Annotated in this window: 17 protein-coding genes; 10 read left to right on the plus strand and 7 right to left on the minus strand. The window is 68.1% G+C overall.

Translation table 11 applies throughout. The features are described 5' to 3' along the window. Positions 1-41: 41 nt before the first annotated feature. From C3E79_RS01175 to C3E79_RS01190, 4 genes are all read left to right on the plus strand, one after another. Positions 42-413: a hypothetical protein gene (locus tag C3E79_RS01175; RefSeq protein ID WP_108403261.1), complete on the plus strand. Its 372-nt coding sequence runs from the start codon at positions 42-44 to the stop codon at positions 411-413. Between the two features lie 30 nt (positions 414-443). Continuing rightward, entirely contained in the window at positions 444-1,721 is a 1,278-nt protein-coding gene (locus C3E79_RS01180; protein WP_108403262.1) for a DUF445 domain-containing protein, read from the plus strand. A gap of 74 nt (positions 1,722-1,795) precedes the next feature. Beyond that, positions 1,796-2,110 carry a DUF2516 family protein gene (locus C3E79_RS01185; RefSeq protein WP_108403263.1) on the plus strand — a complete coding sequence of 105 codons (315 nt, stop codon included), beginning with the start codon at positions 1,796-1,798 and terminating at the stop codon, positions 2,108-2,110. 6 nt (positions 2,111-2,116) lie between these two features. Next, complete coding sequence (locus C3E79_RS01190) at positions 2,117-2,665, plus strand: hypothetical protein (RefSeq protein WP_108403264.1); 549 nt, start codon at positions 2,117-2,119, stop codon at positions 2,663-2,665. On the opposite strand, the gene C3E79_RS01195 is transcribed toward C3E79_RS01190, so the two are convergent. Genes C3E79_RS01195 through C3E79_RS01205 form a run of 3 tightly spaced genes read right to left on the minus strand, consistent with a single transcriptional unit; the run spans position 2,625 to position 4,746 of the window. Continuing rightward, the gene (locus C3E79_RS01195; RefSeq protein WP_108403265.1) at positions 2,625-3,407 is read right to left on the minus strand and encodes an LmeA family phospholipid-binding protein; all 783 of its coding nucleotides are present in this window, start codon (positions 3,405-3,407) and stop codon (positions 2,625-2,627) included. The two genes, C3E79_RS01190 and C3E79_RS01195, sit on opposite strands and share 41 nt — an antisense overlap. Positions 3,408-3,414: 7 nt before the next feature. Further along, positions 3,415-4,236 carry an SAM-dependent methyltransferase gene (locus C3E79_RS01200; protein WP_108403266.1) on the minus strand — a complete coding sequence of 274 codons (822 nt, stop codon included), beginning with the start codon at positions 4,234-4,236 and terminating at the stop codon, positions 3,415-3,417. A gap of 18 nt (positions 4,237-4,254) precedes the next feature. Beyond that, positions 4,255-4,746 (minus strand): DUF2505 domain-containing protein, encoded by a 492-nt coding sequence (locus C3E79_RS01205; RefSeq protein WP_108403267.1) that lies wholly within the window; start codon positions 4,744-4,746, stop codon positions 4,255-4,257. 24 nt (positions 4,747-4,770) lie between these two features. Here C3E79_RS01205 and C3E79_RS01210 point away from each other — a divergent pair, with 24 nt between their 5' ends. Next, the gene (locus tag C3E79_RS01210) at positions 4,771-5,778 is read left to right on the plus strand and encodes a UDP-N-acetylmuramate dehydrogenase (RefSeq protein ID WP_108403268.1); all 1,008 of its coding nucleotides are present in this window, start codon (positions 4,771-4,773) and stop codon (positions 5,776-5,778) included. Here C3E79_RS01210 and C3E79_RS01215 read toward each other — a convergent pair. From C3E79_RS01215 to C3E79_RS01225, 3 genes are all read right to left on the minus strand, one after another. Further along, complete coding sequence (locus C3E79_RS01215; RefSeq protein ID WP_108403269.1) at positions 5,775-6,872, minus strand: hypothetical protein; 1,098 nt, start codon at positions 6,870-6,872, stop codon at positions 5,775-5,777. The two genes, C3E79_RS01210 and C3E79_RS01215, sit on opposite strands and share 4 nt — an antisense overlap. A 189-nt stretch (positions 6,873-7,061) precedes the next feature. Next, entirely contained in the window at positions 7,062-8,768 is a 1,707-nt protein-coding gene (locus tag C3E79_RS01220) for a long-chain-fatty-acid--CoA ligase (RefSeq protein ID WP_108403270.1), read from the minus strand. Positions 8,769-8,809: 41 nt separating this feature from the next. Then, positions 8,810-10,534 (minus strand): long-chain-fatty-acid--CoA ligase, encoded by a 1,725-nt coding sequence (locus tag C3E79_RS01225; RefSeq protein ID WP_108403271.1) that lies wholly within the window; start codon positions 10,532-10,534, stop codon positions 8,810-8,812. Positions 10,535-10,718: 184 nt separating this feature from the next. On the opposite strand from C3E79_RS01225, the gene C3E79_RS01230 reads away from it, so the two are divergent. The 5 genes from C3E79_RS01230 to C3E79_RS01250 are packed head-to-tail and all read left to right on the plus strand — an operon-like array spanning position 10,719 to position 15,679. Next, positions 10,719-11,705: a MinD/ParA family ATP-binding protein gene (locus C3E79_RS01230; protein WP_108403272.1), complete on the plus strand. Its 987-nt coding sequence runs from the start codon at positions 10,719-10,721 to the stop codon at positions 11,703-11,705. A gap of 29 nt (positions 11,706-11,734) precedes the next feature. Further along, positions 11,735-13,000, plus strand: coding sequence for a D-inositol-3-phosphate glycosyltransferase (gene mshA, locus C3E79_RS01235; RefSeq protein ID WP_108403273.1), 1,266 nt, complete (start codon positions 11,735-11,737; stop codon positions 12,998-13,000). Between the two features lie 43 nt (positions 13,001-13,043). Further along, positions 13,044-13,793, plus strand: coding sequence for a phosphoglyceromutase (locus C3E79_RS01240; RefSeq protein WP_108403274.1), 750 nt, complete (start codon positions 13,044-13,046; stop codon positions 13,791-13,793). A 6-nt stretch (positions 13,794-13,799) separates the two neighbouring features. Then, on the plus strand, positions 13,800-14,990 hold the full coding sequence (locus C3E79_RS01245; protein WP_179948299.1) for a sensor histidine kinase: 1,191 nt from the start codon (positions 13,800-13,802) through the stop codon (positions 14,988-14,990). Further along, entirely contained in the window at positions 14,987-15,679 is a 693-nt protein-coding gene (locus C3E79_RS01250) for a response regulator transcription factor (RefSeq protein WP_108403275.1), read from the plus strand. Before C3E79_RS01245 ends, C3E79_RS01250 begins: the two co-directional genes overlap by 4 nt. Here C3E79_RS01250 and C3E79_RS01255 read toward each other — a convergent pair. Continuing rightward, complete coding sequence (locus C3E79_RS01255) at positions 15,661-16,542, minus strand: DUF3109 family protein (protein WP_108403276.1); 882 nt, start codon at positions 16,540-16,542, stop codon at positions 15,661-15,663. The two genes, C3E79_RS01250 and C3E79_RS01255, sit on opposite strands and share 19 nt — an antisense overlap. Positions 16,543-16,551 lie beyond the last annotated feature (9 nt).

Genomic DNA, 16,551 nt, shown 5'->3' on the forward strand with positions numbered 1-16,551 from the left:
GGGCCCCACAGGGTGCCCCAACGAAGAGACAAGGAATCACCATGGCTCACACTCACGAGTCGGTCGCGGACATCCGCAGCGAGAGCTTCCCGCAATACCAGCAGAGCATCGAGGACTCCTACATCGATGGCTACGAGCCGGTCTCGCTCTCCGCGCCGCACTCTTCGCTCAACACCCACGCGATGTGGGTCGCTATGGGGCTTATCCTGGCAGCCCTCTTCGGCATCGGCTTGTCGGTGTGGGGTGCCGGTGCGCTCGTAGTCGGGATGGGTTCGGAGCCCAACATCGGCGCCAAGCTGCTCACGCTCGGGCTCATTGAGGTTGCCGTCACCTTGATCGGCGCCGCCGTTCTGATGACGATTGGGCGCCGCAACTACCGCGCCTACCGCAAGCGCACCGGCCGCGTGAACTAGCCCGACGGCCGACCTGCTTTAATCGAGGGCATGTCGAGACACGAGAGCGCCCCCGCCGTAACGGACGCGCAGCGGCGTAAGGCCTTGCGCGTGCACAAGGGCGTCGCCACGAGTCTGCTCGGCGTGATGGCCGCGATCTTCTTGTCCTGCTCCTGGTGGCAGTCGACCGGCGAGGCGCCGGCGTGGGCGGGCTACGTCCGCGCCGCCGCCGAGGCCGGCATGGTCGGCGGCTTGGCGGACTGGTTCGCAGTGACCGCGCTCTTCCGCCACCCTCTCGGCCTGCCCATCCCGCACACCGCGATCATCCCGCGCAGGAAGGATCAGGTGGCCGGGGCGCTGAGCGATTTCGTCAGCGAGAACTTCCTCAACGCGCAGACCATCACGGATAAGGTCGCGCAGGCGGAGGTGCCGCGCCGCGTCGGGCTGTGGCTCGAGCGCGAGGACAACGCCGAGCTCGTCTCCGCGCACGCGGGCTCACTCGCCGCGCGCATCGTGGCCTCGATCGACCCGGAAGAGGCACGGCGCATCATCGACCGCCAGGTCATCGACCGCGTGGCGGAGCCGGAGTGGGGCCCCCACCTCGGCCGCGCCCTCGACGGGCTCATTGCGGACGGCAAGGTCGAGCCCGTGATCGACGACGTCATCTCGTGGGCGAGGCGCAAGGTCGCGGGAATGGAGGACAGCGTCATCGAGATGATCGATGAGCGCATGCCGCGCTGGGCGCCCCAGTTTGCCAAGGACCTCGTCGGCGAGCGCGTCTACCGGGAACTGGTGAGCTTCATGCGGGAGATCGACACCGACCCCAACCACGAGGCGAGGCTCGCGCTGCGGCGCCAGATCGCCGGCTTCGCGCGGGATCTGCAGCACGACGCCGCCACGATCGCGCGCGTCGAGGCGATCAAGGCGGATGTCATGGGGTCGAAGGCGGTCACCTCCGCTTCGGCGGGAATCTGGGAGAGGGCATCGCGCTCGCTTATCGACGCCGCCGGCGAGCCCTCCTCGGCACTTCGGCGCAAGCTGGTGGAGCTGTGCCTGACCTGGGGCAGCAGGCTCGCCCACGACCCGCAGGTCCAGGCCGCCGCGCAGCGCCGCCTGGGCGTGGCCACCCGCTACCTCGCGGAGAACGGCGCGGGAGAAATCGTCGGGATTATCTCCGAGACGATCCAGCGCTGGGACGGCCAGGAGGCGGCCGAGAAGATCGAGCTCATGGCCGGCAAGGACCTCCAATTCATCCGCCTCAACGGGACGATCGTCGGCGCGCTCGCGGGGCTGGTCATCTACTCTCTCTCCCGCGCACTGTTTTTCTAGGCCGACTCGATAAGACTCGATAAGATAGGCGGCGGCACAGCCACCCACGAATGACGAGGAGGATCGTCACACCCATGGATCCCGCAAGCCTAGGCCTCATCGGCCTGATCCTGGCCGTTCCGGCCATTGCCCGCAACGCCTTGTTCGCCGCGGTCGCCATCGCCGGGCTTATCGCCGCCTTTTTGATCGCCACCACGCGTGACGACGCCTTCGAGGCGGCGGGTCGGCAGAGCAAGTGGGCGTGGGTCGCCATCGTCGTGATGTCTGCGGCGGTATGCCTGCTGCGGATGCCCTTCTTGTCGTGGTTCGGCGTGGTGGCGATCGGCCTCTACTACTTCGACGTGCGCCCTGCGCTCATCAACATCATCCGCGGCAACTCGGGCTGGTAGGAGCGCGTGGACGATATCGAGTGGCTGGCCACCCGCAGGGGGCGTCTCGCGCTGCGGGGCAGTGCGGTTGATGGTCTCCCCGGCTCCGCGGGCGTCGTCGTCGAGCCGACGCGGGTCGCTGCCGCGGCGCGTCTCGGTGTTCCCGTTATCGCTGTGGTCGGCCTGCCCGACGGACGGCACCACAGCGTGATCAAGGCGGCCGAGGCGCGTCTCGCCGTCGAGATGGGCGCAGACGAGATCTGGCTCGCGATCGACGCCGATGCCGCGGGCGAGAACGCGGTGCTTGCGGACGCGATTGCGGTGCGCCAGGCGGTCGAGGCACCCGCCCGGCTGGGCCTCATCCACGCGGGGAGGCCGGAGGTCGTGCGCGCCGGGGAGCTGCTCGGGGCGGACGTGTTGGTGTGCGAGGCCGGCCACGAGCTGCCGCGCACCTCGCTCGAACTCGCGCTCTGGGGGCTCGGGGAGGGCATTGACGCCGCCGTTGACGCCCTCGCCGCGGGCGCGAGCCGAGTCTTTAGCGGGACTGGGCTGATCCCGCCAGCTCGTCGAGGTTGACCTCCTCGCCGGCGAGGGTGACACGCAGGCCGCCCTCGATGGTGGTGATGTCCCTGACCCGGAGATTGCCGAAAACGGCCTGCCGCATCCCCTCCTGCAGGGCCTCGGAGATCTTCTCCGCGGCCCCGCCGGGCAGGTCGATGCCGAAGAGGCGGGTCGCGTCGACGTCGAAGGTCGCCTGACCGTTTTCCGTGCGGGGGTGGAGGTCGAGGGCAGCGACGCCCTCGGTGAACGTGATTGAAATCGTCCCGGCGGCGGCGTTCGTCTTCACCTCGGAGACGCTCACGAAGTTCTCCAGCAGCTTCGGCGAAAGCCCGGTATCGCCCAGCGCTTGGCGCATCTGCTGCTGCAAGATCTCCTGGATGAACGAGTCGGGCACCACCGTGGCCAGGTCCATGGACTCCGCGACCGCGCCGGCGTCGGTCTGGCGCAGGTCCCTCAGGTTGACCGTGGCGGCGGGGGTTCCGGTGTAGCCGTCCTCGTTGAGCGCGAGTGTCGAGGGGATGGCCGCGGTGAGCTCGGGGACCTTGCTGGTCAGGAGCCCGAAGGTCAGCGGGGAATGCCCGAAGGAGACCTGCGCGTGCTCGGAGGCCGGAAGATCGACGGCGGCGGCGATCTCCGTCTCGATGCGGCGCGAGAGGTAGGCCCGCAGGCCAAACTCCGCGACGATGGCGGTAACAACGAGGACAGCGAGCACGCCGACGAAGATCTTCCACGCGAGCGAGCCGTTGGTTTTTGTCATGGGGACATCATACGTCCCAGTCGCGGGGCGAGACGTCTTCCCAGTTGATTGTCAACGTGTTATCGCGCAGCCGGCGGCGTACGGGCGCGAGCCCCCAGCCCTCGCGGATCAGCTCGGCGTGGGCGTGCCGCCACCGCACCCGGGGCCCGTGCGGGGCCCACCCTGCGGCGCGCTCCCAGGCCTCGTCGGCGGCGGCGAGCAGCGCGTGGATCGCCTCCCCTGGCACGTTGTTGTGGATGAGCGCCTTGGGCAGGCGCTCGGCGAGATCGGAGGGGCGCTGCGCGTCGTGGGGGTCCCAGGCCAGGGTGAGGGTGCGCGGCCCGGTGGCGTCGAGAAGCACCCAAGCCGCGCGCCGGCCGAGCTCGTCGCACGTGCCCTCGATGAACAGCCCGCCCGGCGCAAGGCGTGAGGTGACCGCCTCCCACATCGGGGCGACGTCGGCGACGTCGTACTGCCGCAGCACGTTGAAGGCGCGAACGAGGTGCGGCGTGTAGCCCGCCAGCTCGAAGCCGCCGAGCTCGAAGCGCACCCCGTCGCGCGGCGGGAGGACCCGCTCCGGGTGGATCTCCAAGCCGACAACCTCGACCGCGGGGTTGATCTGGCGCAGCCACCGCGCCCACTCGACCGTCGTGGTGTGGGAGGCGCCGTAGCCGACGTCGATCGCGAGCGGGCGCGGGGTGGAGCGCAGCACCTCTTGGGCCCCCGCGTGGTAGCGCACCCAGCGGTCGCAGCGCCGAAGGCGGTTGACCCCGGTGGTGCCGCGGGTGATAACGCCAAAGGGCCGATCCCGCCCGTACTGCGCGCGCAGGTTATGGGCATGATCGGCCATGAGGGAGGGGGGATGAATCTAGAGGTTTTCGGTGATCCACTGCTCGGTGAGCTTGGCCTCGTTGGAGAAGATCTCCTCGAGCGCCTCGCCGACCTTGGGCTCGAGCGCCGCGCCCATGAACGGGATGTTCACCTTCGCCTCGTTGGCGTAGCTCAGGGTGGTGGCCCCGTCGGACTCGCCAAGCGTGATCTCGCCGTTGAAGTCGACGGGGGTGCCCTTGACGTCGCCGACGTAGTCGTAGGTGGATCCCTCGCCCTCGAGCCCGCCGAGGTTGACGGTGCGCTTGAGCTTCAGGTCGGCGGAAATCATCGCCTGCGCGGCCTCGGGGAGGATGGACTTGGGCAGGATCTCGAAGAGAACGGCGGTCGTGCCGTCGAATTCGGCAAGCGTTCCGGGCTCCGGGGAGAGGTTCGCGGCGATGAACTCCCAGTATTCCTTGGTGGCGAATGCCTGGCGGACCTTCTCTGCGGGGTGGTTGACGGTTACGGTGACGTCGCTATGTGCAGTCATGCCCTACAGACTACCGTTTAAGGGGTGTCCACTTCATCTTTCTCGGCCCTGACCACGCTGCGCGTCGGCGGTACCCCGCGCGACGTTGTGACCTGCACGAGCGCCGGCGAGCTGGCGGATACGGTCGCCGGGCTCGACGCGGCCGGGAGCAGCCTGCTTATCGTCGGCGGCGGCTCCAACCTGCTCGTCGCCGACGGGCCGTTAGAGCTCACCGCCGTCGTCGCCGCTAACGAGGGCATCGCGCTTATCGACGCCACAACGATCCGCGCCGGAGCGGGAGCCGTGTGGGACGATGTCGTCTCCTTCGCCGTCGAGCACGGCCTGGCCGGCATCGAGGCGCTCAGCGGAATCCCCGGCTCCGCCGGGGCGACCCCGGTGCAAAACGTCGGGGCGTACGGGGCGGAGGTGGCCGACGTGCTGACCCGCGTGCGCCTGTGGAACCGCGAAACCGGCGTCGACGAGTGGGTGCCCGCCGACTCGCTGGATCTGGCGTACCGCTATTCCAACCTCAAGTTCACCTCCCGCGCGGTGGTGCTCGAGATCGAACTGCAGCTCGCGGCCCGCGAGCTCTCCGCGCCGCTGCGCCACCTCGGCGGCGAGCGGCTGCCGCTCGCGCAGGCGCGCGAGAACATCCTTGCCACCCGCCGGGCGAAGGGCATGGTGCTCGACGCCGCAGACCACGACACGTGGTCCGCCGGGTCCTTTTTCACCAACCCGGTGGTGCCCCCCGAGGCGGCCGACAGGGTCGCTGACCTGGTGGGGGAGGAGGGGATGCCGCGCTACCCGCAGCCCGACGGGCGGGTAAAGCTCTCCGCGGCCTGGCTCATCGAGCGCGCCGGGTTCCCCCGGGGCTACCCGGGCGAGGGCGCCCCGGCCCGGCTGAGCACGAAGCACACCCTGGCGCTGACGAACAGGGGCGGGGCCCGGGCCGCCGACATCGTCGAGCTGGCGCGGGAGGTGCGCGGGGGCGTCGCCAAGAAATTTGGCGTCACCCTCGAGCCCGAGCCCGTGTGGGTCGGGGTCGAGATCTAGCGCGCGGCCTTTTCCTCGGGGCGCACCTTCCACGACACCGGCGACAGCGTCGAGTAGTTCTTGCTGGCGTTGGTGCTCACGATCACCTCGCCGCCGCTGATCGCCGGGCGGGCGACGCTGGCGCAGTACTCCACGGGCGCCTGGCTACCCGGCTCGGCAGAGAGGAAATCCTGCGACTTGTACGACATGTTGAGCCGGGTGCCGTCGGGCAGGGTGAGCACCACATTCGGCGCACTCGGGCTAAAATCTCGGTCGCCCACGCCAGACTCTGCCGAGCCGACGCCGGGGGTCTTCTTGGTCTCGCTGAGCCACTTCTTCGCCGCGGCGTCGTAGTCGCCCATCGTCACGGTCGCGTTCGCGCAGTAGCGGATGGATTGTTGCTCTTCTTTGGCGCTCACGGAGGTGATGGTCATGGTGCTCTTGTCGTGGTCGTCGAGCTCCAGCTCAGCGGTGGCGCCCGCAGCCAGCGCCGAACCGCTCAGGGGGTCGTAGACGTCGTTAGACAAGGCCAGCACGGTGCTGCCGGGGTCGGTGTACGACCGCGTGGATTCGTGCTGGCTGGCCAGGTTGTTGAGCTGGACCGCCAACGGGCGCAGCGTGTCGCACCCGGCCGGGGTGCCCAGGGTGAGCCCCTCGAGCGCGTACGCCTCGCTGTACATGACGCACACCAGGCCGTCCCTGTCGTAGAAGAACTTCGTGGGGTCCTCAGGCGCCTCGGGGCGTTGCTCGCTGGCCATCCAGCCCTCGAGCCCCTCGCCCGTCAGCGCGGCGGGGGCGGGCTGGAGGTTGCCCTTCGCGGCGGTGTTGTCCATCGCGACGACGATGGGGGCCTTGACCCCGGCAGACGTGGCGTAGCCCGTGCACAGGTTGTTCTCGGCATCGAGGCTGACGTCCGAAATCCCGATCGAGGCGTAGAACTCCTCGCCGAGGTCGCAGGTGCCGATCCTGTCGCCGGCGAACACCCGGGCAACCTCCTCGTCGTCCCAGCCCAACGGGCCTTTCGCGCCGGGCCACACGTGCCGGATTGCGATCACAGTGACGACGACGGCGACGACCGCGACAATGGCCGCGAAAATGACGGTGGCCTTCCTCACACCGCCCCGAGGCGTGCTGTGGCTTGGTTGGTTCAGAGGGGGCTCGATAGCACCCCAGTCGTAATGCGTGGACAAGTTCTTCCCACTTTCGCTTCTTCGTACTGGCTTGGCTACGTCGTCGACGCTAGCCGGCCTGCGCGCGGGAAGTGTTCCGGCGTGGGGAGAGGTCCCCGGGGAGGAGGAGCTGGTCTAACCCTCGAGCTTCTTCAGCAGGTCGTCGCGGACCTCGCGGCGGCGGATCTTGCCGAGCGGGTCGCGGGCGAGCTGTTCGAAGTGGTAGAAGGTGCGCGGCACCTTATACGGGGTGAGGTTCTTCTTCGCGTGGGCGCGCAGGCCCTCCGGGTCGAGCGCGGCGCCCTGGCGCAGGGTGACGCACGCAACGACGTCCTCGGAGCCGTCAGAGCGCGGCCTGCCCACCACGGCGGCGTCGGTTACGTCCGGGTGCTGGCGGATGACGTCTTCGACCTCGGCAGGGTAGACGTTGAACCCGCCGGTGATGATGAGCTCCTTGATGCGGGAGACGATCTTGACGAAGCCTTCTTCATCCATCACGCCCATGTCCCCGGTGCGGAACCAGCCGTTGTGGAAGGCCTTGGCCGTGGCCTCGTCGTTGTTGAAGTAGCCGGGGAAGATCTGCGGGCCGCGCGCGAGGATCTCGCCCGCCTCGCCAAAGGGCACGGTCTCCTCCGGGTTGTCGGGGTTGGCGATGCGCACGTCGGTGTCGGGGAAGGGTAGCCCGATGTAGCCGGGGCGGCGCTCGTCGCTCTGCGGGTTTCCGATGAGGATCGGGCCGGCCTCGGTGAGCCCGTAGCCCTCGATGAGCCTGCCTCCGGTGAGCCTTTCAAAGTCGTCGATAAGCGGGCCAGGCAGCGACGCGGCGCCGGAGAAGCCGATGTTGAGCGAGGAGATGTCGACGCCGCGCTCTTGCGCCTGCTCGACGACGCGCTCGAACAGGGTGGGTACGCCGGGGACGAACGTGGGTTTGTACTTCTTGATCGCGCCGAGGACGAGCGGGATCTGCGGGGCGGGCAGGAGGATGACCTCGCTGCCGGTGAACAGCGGCAGGGCCGTGGTAAAGACGAGGCCGAAGGCGTGAAAGAGCGGCAGGGTGCCCAGCATGCGCTGGCTGGAACGCTGAAAATCCTCCACCCACGCGACGCCCTGGAGTGCGTTGGCGCACAGGGTGCGGTGGGTGATGATCGCACCCTTCGGCTGCCCGGTCGTCCCGGAGGTGTAGAGGATGGCCAGCGGGTCGTCGGGGGCGACGCGCGCGGGGGTGAAGGCCTCGGCGGCGTCCCCGCGCAGCGCCTCGCTGACGAACGCCTCGTACGAGATCGTCTCGGGTGCCGGCGCCGTGAGCTGCGCGCGGGCCTCGCGCAGCTTCTTCAGCGGCAGGCGCAGCCCGAGCCGCGCGAGCCGGGGCATGGCCTTGGTGATATCCACGCTCACGACGGTCTCCAGCGGAGTCGTCCCGCGTAGCTCGGTGGCCGTCGCCGCGGCCTTGTCCCACACGAGGGCGATCTTCGCGCCGTGGTCGTTGAACTGCGGGGTGAGCTCGGCGGCGGTGTAGAGCGGGTTGTGCTCGACGGCGACGGCGCCGAGCAGAGCCACGGCGTAGAAGGCGACGAGGTGCTGCGGGCAGTTCGGCAGCATGATGGCGACGCGGTCGCCGGCCGCGACGCCGGAGGCGGCCAGGCTCGCCGCGGTGCGCCGAACCTCGGCATCGAGCTCGCCGTAGGTGAGCCTTCGGCCGAAGAAGCACGTCGCCGGGTCGTCGCGGTGCTTCGCCAGGTTGTCGGCGTACGCGCTCACCAGGGTGGCGTCGCCGTAATCGAGGGTGGCGTTCGTCCACGGCGTGTAGTGGGCGAGCCAGGGTGCGGAGTCGTAAGAAGCCATGCAAGCGAGTATATGCCGCTTCTTACGGTTGCGTAGCTTGCCTAGGTGTGGCTCTTCGTGCCGACGACCGTCTCCTCCCCCTTCTCGCGCAGGGCCTCAAGGGTCTCGCTGACCTCCCGACGGCGGATCTTGCCGGTGAGATCGCGGGCGAGCTCCTCGAAGTGGTAGAAGGTGCGAGGCACCTTGTACGGGGTGAGGCGCTCGCGGGCCCAGTCGCGCAGCGAGTCGGAGTCGATCTCTGCCCCCTGCCGCAGGGTGACGCACGCAACGACGTCTTCCGAGCCATCGGAACGCGGCCTGCCGATCACGGCGATGTCCTCGATGTCGGGGTGCTCGCGCAAGGCCAGTTCGACCTCGTCGGGGTAGACGTTGAAGCCGCCGGTGATAATCATCTCCTTGACGCGCGAGACCAGGCGCACGAACCCGTCGGGCTCCATCACCCCCATGTCGCCGGTGCGGAACCAGCCGTCGTGGAACGCCTCCGCGGTGGCCTCAGGGCGGTTGAGGTAGCCCTTGAACACCTGGGGGCCGCGGGCGAGGAGTTCACCTGGTTCGCCGTCGGGCATCGTCTCGTCGAGGTTGTCGGGGTTAGCGATGCGGATGTCGGTGTTGGGGAAGGGCACACCGACGTACCCGGGCCGGTGGTTGCCGTCCATCGGGTTTGCGGTGAGGATGGGGGAGGTCTCCGTCAGGCCGTACCCCTCCACCAGCCGACCGCCGGTGATCGCCTGCCAGTTCTCGATGGTCGAGGCGGGTAGGGTGGAGGCACCGGAGAAGGAATTCCTAATCGACGGGTACGTGCTGCCGGACTCCAGCGCCTTCTGCGAGATCCGCTCGTAGAGCGTGGGCACACCGGGGAAAAAAGTCGGCGGGTTCTTCTTCAGCGCCATGGCGATGAGCTCTGGCTCCGGCGCCGGGACGAGGATGAGCTCGGATCCCGTCCCCAGGGCGAGTCCCGTGGTCAGGGCGAGGCCGTAGATGTGGAACATCGGCAAGATGGTCATGATCTTCTCCGGCTCCTTGCCCAGGTCCTTGACCCAGGTCACGCCGCACTTGAACATGGCGTTGAGGTTGCCGTGGGTGAGCTGGGCTCCCTTGGGAACACCGGTGGTGCCGGAGGTGTAGAGGATGAGCAGGGTGTCGTCCTGGCTGATGCGCGCCGGCGGGTCGAACCTGCGCGGGACGAGCAGGTCCTGCCAGGCGATGGTGGCCGGGGCCGGGCCGGTGAGCTTCTCGCGCATCGCCTTGATCTTGGGCACGGGAAGCTTCAGCCCGAGGCGAAGCGCCAGCGGCATCGCCTCGATCATGTTCACCGAGACGATCGTGCGCAGCGGGGAGTCCTTGCGGATCTGGGAGATCGTCGGCGCGATCTTGTCCCACACGATGGCGACCTCGGCGCCGTGGTCCTGGAACTGGGGGGTGAGCTCGGCGGCGGTGTAGAGCGGGTTGTGCTCGACGACGGTGGCGCCGATGCGCATGACCGCGACGAAGGCGATGACGTGCTGCGGGCAATTCGGCATGATGAGGGCGACCCGGTCGCCCTGGGAGACCCCCAGCTCCTGCAAGCCGGCGGCGGCGCGGACGACGTTCTCGTCTAACTCGGCGTAGGTCATGGTGTTGCCGAAGAACCAGGTGGCGGTGCGGTCTGCGTACCGCGCCAGGTTGCGCTCGTAGATGTCGACGACCGTGTCGTCGCCGAGGTCGACCTCGTGCGGTGTCCACGGCGCGTAGTGGTCTAGCCAGGCTTTTTCTTCACGTGCGCCCATCGGGGTGTGGCTCCTTCGCGTGTGTATACGGCGGTGTGCGTCAGCGGACGTCATGGGTGAGTCCTCGTTCATTGTAGGGGACGGAAGGTGTGACGCGTCACATTTTTGGGAAAAGGGGCACAAGGCGAGCTGCGGAGAAATCGGGTATGAAAGGAGGCAACAACGCGATCGGGGGGGATACGCAATGACGACAAAAGGACGCACGACTGGTGCAGCCGCGCAGCAGGCAGAGCTCGCGCAGGCGCCGGGGCTCGACACCTCAGCCCTGGTCAACCCGGTGAAATCACCGCCGAAGAGCGGGTGGCGCAGGCTTATCCACGCCGCCTCCGGCGGCCGGATCAACCCGGGCGGATCCGCCCGCGAGATCGAGCAACGCCAGCTTGTGGACGCCATCCGGGCGCCGCTGCGGGGCGACTACCGCATCGCCGTGATGTCCTTGAAGGGCGGGGTGGGCAAGACGACGACCACCGTCGCCCTCGGCGGGGTCTTCGCGCACCACCGCGGCGACCGGGTCATCGCCATCGACGCCAACCCGGACCTGGGCACGCTGGCGCAGCGCGCGGCCGCGCCGAGCCCGGCGACGATCCGCGACCTGCTGTGCGCCCCGGATACCTCGCGCTACCCGCAGGTGAGGGCGTTTACCCACCAGGCGGATTCCCGCTTGGAGGTGATCGGCTCCGAGCGCGACCCGGCGGTGAGCGAGGCGTTTAGCGAGTCCGACTACCGCAGAGCCGTCGACATCCTGCAGCACCACTACAACGTGATCCTCACCGACTGCGGGACGGGGCTTATGCACTCGGCGATGGCCGGGGTGCTGGACCTGGCCAACACCTTGATCTTGGTCACTTCGCCCGCGCTCGACGGGGCCCAGTCGGCCGCGGCGACCCTCGATTGGCTCAGCCTCCACGGCTACGACCAGCTGGCGACGAACGCGGTCGTGGTGATCTCGGTGCATGCACCGGGGGCGCTGACCGTGGACGTCGACACGCTAGCTGCCCACTTCGCGGCGCGGACGCGCTGCGTCCACGTCATCCCGTACGACCGCCACCTCGCCGAGGGCTCGGTCGTACGGCTCGAGCGCATCAACGCGCGCACGCTCCACGCCTACGAGCTCCTCGCAGCCGACGTGGCCAGCGATTTCTGCTCCTGGCACCGGCACGCGACGTACTAGAGGCCCGGCGCGTACATACACTTGTGCCCATGCGCGTCGCCATGATCTCCATGCACACATCCCCGCTCGAGCAGCCCGGCACGGGGGATGCGGGCGGGATGAACGTCTACGTCATCAACACCGCCCGCGAGCTCGCTCGCCGGGGCATCTCCGTCGACGTGTTCACCCGCGCCACCCGCCCCAGCCAGGGCGAGGTCGTCGAGGTCGCCGAGCGCTTGCGCGTGGTCAACATCGTCGCCGGGCCGTACGAGGGGCTGTCGAAGGAAGACCTGCCCACCCAGCTCGCTGCGTTTGCTGGGGGAATCCTCCAGTTCGCCCGCGCGCGCGGCGTGCACTACGACATCGTCCACTCCCACTACTGGCTCTCCGGCCAGGTCGCCTGGCTCATGGCGGACCTCGCCCAGGTTCCCTTCGTTCACACCGGGCATACCTGGGCCGCGGTGAAAAACGCGCACCGCGCGGCCAGCGATTCCCCGGAGAGCGACGCGCGGCGGATCTGCGAGCAGCAGATCGTGGATAACGCCACCACCTTGGTGGTCAACACCGAAGACGAAATCGACGAGCTGGCCCGCCACTACGACGTCGATGCGACGAAGATCACCGTGGTCACCCCCGGTGCCGATACACAGCTCTATACCCCCGGCACGGACCGCAACACCGAGCGGGCGAGGCGAGAGCTGGGCATCCCGCTGTTGTCCAAGGTTGTCGCGTTCGTGGGGCGGCTGCAGGAATTCAAAGGCCCGCAGGTGCTCATCCGCGCGGTCGCGGAGGTGCTGCGGCGAGATCCCGAGCGCGACGTGCGGGTCATCATCTGCGGAGGGGCGTCGGGAAGCGGCTCGAGCGTGGAGTACTACCGCAACCTCGCGCACGAAGAGGGCATCGCCGGGCGCGTGCGCTTCCTCGGCCCACGCCCACCCGAAGACCTGGTCGCGATCTACCGGGCGGCCGACATCGTCGCCGTGCCCAGCTACAACGAATCCTTCGGGCTCGTGGCCATCGAGGCGCAGGCCACCGGGACCCCGGTCGTCGCCGCGCGCGTGGGCGGCCTCCCCCTCGCGGTGGCCGACGGGGTCACCGGGGTGTTGGTCGACGGCCACGAGCCCGGGCCGTGGGCGGACGCGCTGGGCTTGCTTGTCGACGACGACGAGCGCCGCATCGTGATGGGCGAGGCAGCCGTCGGCCACGCGGCCCGGTTTAGCTGGGCGGCCTCCGCCGCCGCGCTCGGCCGCGTCTACGACGCCACCGTGGCCTCCTTCGTTCCCGGCGGGGTGCCCCGGGAACCCTTCGGCGGGTAAGGCCCCCGGGCGACGGTCGCTTTTTCGTGGCATGCTTTAGACCATGAGCATCGGAAAACTGATCCTTGTGAGGCATGGACAGAGCACCTGGAACGAGTCGAACCAGTTCACCGGCTGGGTGGATGTGGACCTGACGGCACAGGGCGAACAGGAGGCGAAAAACGCCGGTAAGCTCCTGGCGGACAACGACGTTTTGCCTGACATCGTCTTTACCTCGCTGCTGCGCCGCGCGATCCGCACCGCGAACATCGCGCTTAACGCCGCTGACCGCCACTGGATTCCCGTCGAGCGCAACTGGCGCCTCAACGAGCGCCACTACGGCCGCCTGCAGGGCCTGAACAAGGCCGAGATCCGCGAGGAATACGGCGAGGAGCAGTTCATGACGTGGCGCCGCTCCTACGACACCCCGCCGCCGGAGCTGGCGGACGATAACGAGTACTCCCAGGCCTTTGACCCGCGCTACGCTTTCCTCCCCGCGGTCCCGCGCACCGAGTGCCTCAAAGACGTGGTCGCGCGCCTGCTGCCGTTCTACGAGGACGTCATCTTGCCCGAGGCACTCGAGGGCAAAAACGTCATGGTTGCCGCCCACGGCAACTCGCTGCGTGCCCTGGTCAAGCACCTCGACGCCATCTCCGATGACGACATCGCGGGCCTGAACATCCCGACCGGCATGCCGCTGGTCTACGAGCTCGGAGAGCGCGGCGTGGTGCTCAACCCGGGCGGGACCTACCTCGACCCCGCCGCCGCGGCGGCTGGCGCGGCGGCGGTGGCTAACCAGGGCAACCAGAAGTAACGCAGTGTGAGTCCCCTCTACGCGTTTGCCCTCGGCGCCGTCCTCGCTGTGGCCGCGGTGCTGTTTACGCGGTGGCTCCTCGGCGTCATCGGGCGCAACCGGAGGCGCTCCCAGCTGAGCTCCGACGCCAGCCACGTCAGCACCATGAGCCAGGTCATGCACCTGGCCATCCAGGGTTCGACCACCGGGTTTTTGGTGGTCAACCGCGCCGGGCGCGTCGTGTTGTCGAACCCGCGCGCCCACGAGATGTCCATCGTGCACGGGCGCACGGTCAACCCGACGGTGATGGAGACCGCTGCAGGAGTCTTCGACGACCTCGAGACACGTACGTTGGACCTCGAGCTGCCCAAACGAGCCACCGGCAGCCTCGTGCGGCACGTGTGCGCGGTGGTCAAACCGCTCACCCTGACGGATACCTCCTTCGTCATCGTCTACGGCACCGACGAGTCAGAGAACATGCGCATGGAATCGGCCCGGCGCGACTTCGTGGCCAACGTCTCCCACGAGCTCAAGACCCCGGTGGGCGGCATCTCGCTGCTCGCGGAAGCGCTCTTGCAGGACCCGGGCGAGCCGGAGATGGTGATGTATTTTGGCAACAAGCTGCTCAAGGAATCGCAGCGGATGGGCGAGATGATTACGGACCTGATCAACCTGTCGAAGTTGCAGGGCGCGGAGGCGTTGCCGGATATGGCGCCCGTGCGTGTTGACGACGTCATTGACGACGCCATCCAGCGCAACCAGGTCGCCGCCGACAACCGGGAGATCGAGCTGACCCGCTCCGAGAATACTGAGATCAAGGTGATGGGGGATCGGGCGCTGCTGACCGCGGCGGTGTCCAACCTGGTGTCCAACGCGATCAACTATTCGCCGAGCAACCAGCCGGTGACTATCACGCAGAAGGTCGTGCGCGACGACGTCGTGCACATCCGGGTGACTGACCGCGGAATCGGGATCGCCCCGGAGGACCAGAAGCGGGTCTTCGAACGCTTCTATCGCGTAGACAAGGCGCGTTCGCGCGCGACCGGGGGGACGGGTCTTGGCTTAGCCATCGTCAAGCACGTGGTGGCAAACCATGGCGGTAACATTAAGGTGTGGTCGCGGCTGGAGACGGGGTCTACCTTCACCATCGAGCTGCCGATCTACACCCCCGAGGCACACGTTGCCGTAGGTGGATTAGGAAAGGGAGAGAAGCAATGACGACCATCCTCATCGTCGAAGACGAGGAATCTTTGGCCGACCCCCTGGCCTACCTTTTGGGGAAGGAGGGCTTCGACGCGATCGTCGCGCCCGACGGGCAAAGCGCCTTGGACCTGTTCGACAGCAACTCGATCGACCTGGTCCTGCTCGACCTCATGCTGCCCGGGATGAGCGGGACCGATGTGTGCAAGAAGCTGCGCGCGACCTCCGCGGTACCCATCATCATGGTTACCGCGCGCGGCTCGGAGATTGATAAGGTCGTCGGCCTCGAGCTCGGCGCGGACGACTACGTGACTAAGCCCTACTCCACCCGCGAGCTCATCGCCCGCATCCGCGCGGTTTTGCGGCGCGGGCCCGAGGTTGCCGAGGAGGAAGAGGAACCGGACGATCGCGTCTTGGAGGGCGGGCGCGTGAAAATGGACGTCTCTCGTCACACCGTCTTCGTCGACGGGCAGCCGGTATCGATGCCGCTAAAGGAGTTCGACCTGCTCGAATACCTCATGCGCAACTCCGGACGCGTGCTTACCCGCGGCCAGCTCATTGAGCGGATCTGGGGCGCGGACTACGTCGGGGACACCAAGACCCTCGACGTTCACGTCAAGCGCCTGCGCACCAAGATCGAGGTCTCGCCCTCGCGCCCGACGCAGCTGGTCACGGTGCGCGGCCTGGGCTACAAGTTCGAGGCCTGATTCCGAGCGGCGCCTGTGGCCGGGTGGGGCGCCGAGGGCGAACGCGAGGCGCAATGCGTGGCGACGACCTCGTAGGCCGCCTCCCCGATCAGCGCGGTGAGCTCGTTTTTCATCGACTGCCAGACGGGCGGGGCGTCGGCCGGCGAGTGGCAATCGGGGGAGCCGGTGCACCACCAGTCGAAGTCCTCGCCTCCTCCACCCCATTGGCGTCTGTCGTACTCGCCGATGGTGGTGCGCAAGATTTCGGTGCCATCGGCGCGTTCCTCGTAGGCGTCGACACGTGAAAAAGGCACCTGCCAGCACACTTCCGGCTTCGACCCGATGATGTCGCGCCCCGTGGCCAGCGCCCACTGGTGCAGCGCGCAGCCGGGGCCGGTCTCGGCGTCCGCGCGGTTGGCGAAAATACAGGCGCCGTCGACCCGCGCGGTCTTCAGGCCCGGCTCCTCCTCGTCGTCGTCCCACTCGAGCCACGGCTCGAGTTCGGTCGGGTCGGCAGCGGCAATGTAGGAATCGACGTCGGCGGGGCGCAGCTGCCAAAACTTCGGGTCCATGAGCGCCACCGCGTTGTAGAGGTCGTCGCGGTCGGACTCGTCGGAGAGGTAGGCGCCGTGGATGCAGCAGCCGACCACGGGCAGGTCTGCATCGATGCCGCGGCACTGCGGCGTGCCGAAGCGGCACGACCAGGTCGACTCCAGCCAGGTCAGATCGACGCTGATGAGGTGCAGCGGGTCGTCGGGATCGATGAATTCGAAGCGCTCGCGGGGGAAATCTGGCGGAACCTCGCGGCCGGCGAGGATGGAGCGGCCGGCCGGGGAGGCGGAAGGAAAACCAAGGAAAACAGGGCGCCCGGATGGTTGATTCACACTTCGCTA

Source organism: Corynebacterium liangguodongii (genome assembly GCF_003070865.1).
In the GTDB taxonomy this organism is placed as follows: domain Bacteria; phylum Actinomycetota; class Actinomycetes; order Mycobacteriales; family Mycobacteriaceae; genus Corynebacterium; species Corynebacterium liangguodongii.

What these genes read in the sequence shown, in the direction of transcription:
- C3E79_RS01175 (WP_108403261.1), top strand. Translation starts at nt 42, where the DNA reads ATGGCTCACACTCACGAGTCGGTCGCGGACATCCGCAGCGAGAGCTTC.
- C3E79_RS01180 (WP_108403262.1), top strand. Translation starts at nt 444, where the DNA reads ATGTCGAGACACGAGAGCGCCCCCGCCGTAACGGACGCGCAGCGGCGT.
- C3E79_RS01185 (WP_108403263.1), top strand. Translation starts at nt 1,796, where the DNA reads ATGGATCCCGCAAGCCTAGGCCTCATCGGCCTGATCCTGGCCGTTCCG.
- C3E79_RS01195 (WP_108403265.1), bottom strand. Translation starts at nt 3,407, where the DNA reads ATGACAAAAACCAACGGCTCGCTCGCGTGGAAGATCTTCGTCGGCGTG.
- C3E79_RS01200 (WP_108403266.1), bottom strand. Translation starts at nt 4,236, where the DNA reads ATGGCCGATCATGCCCATAACCTGCGCGCGCAGTACGGGCGGGATCGG.
- C3E79_RS01205 (WP_108403267.1), bottom strand. Translation starts at nt 4,746, where the DNA reads ATGACTGCACATAGCGACGTCACCGTAACCGTCAACCACCCCGCAGAG.
- C3E79_RS01220 (WP_108403270.1), bottom strand. Translation starts at nt 8,768, where the DNA reads ATGGCTTCTTACGACTCCGCACCCTGGCTCGCCCACTACACGCCGTGG.
- C3E79_RS01225 (WP_108403271.1), bottom strand. Translation starts at nt 10,534, where the DNA reads ATGGGCGCACGTGAAGAAAAAGCCTGGCTAGACCACTACGCGCCGTGG.
- C3E79_RS01230 (WP_108403272.1), top strand. Translation starts at nt 10,719, where the DNA reads ATGACGACAAAAGGACGCACGACTGGTGCAGCCGCGCAGCAGGCAGAG.
- mshA (WP_108403273.1), top strand. Translation starts at nt 11,735, where the DNA reads ATGCGCGTCGCCATGATCTCCATGCACACATCCCCGCTCGAGCAGCCC.
- C3E79_RS01240 (WP_108403274.1), top strand. Translation starts at nt 13,044, where the DNA reads ATGAGCATCGGAAAACTGATCCTTGTGAGGCATGGACAGAGCACCTGG.
- C3E79_RS01250 (WP_108403275.1), top strand. Translation starts at nt 14,987, where the DNA reads ATGACGACCATCCTCATCGTCGAAGACGAGGAATCTTTGGCCGACCCC.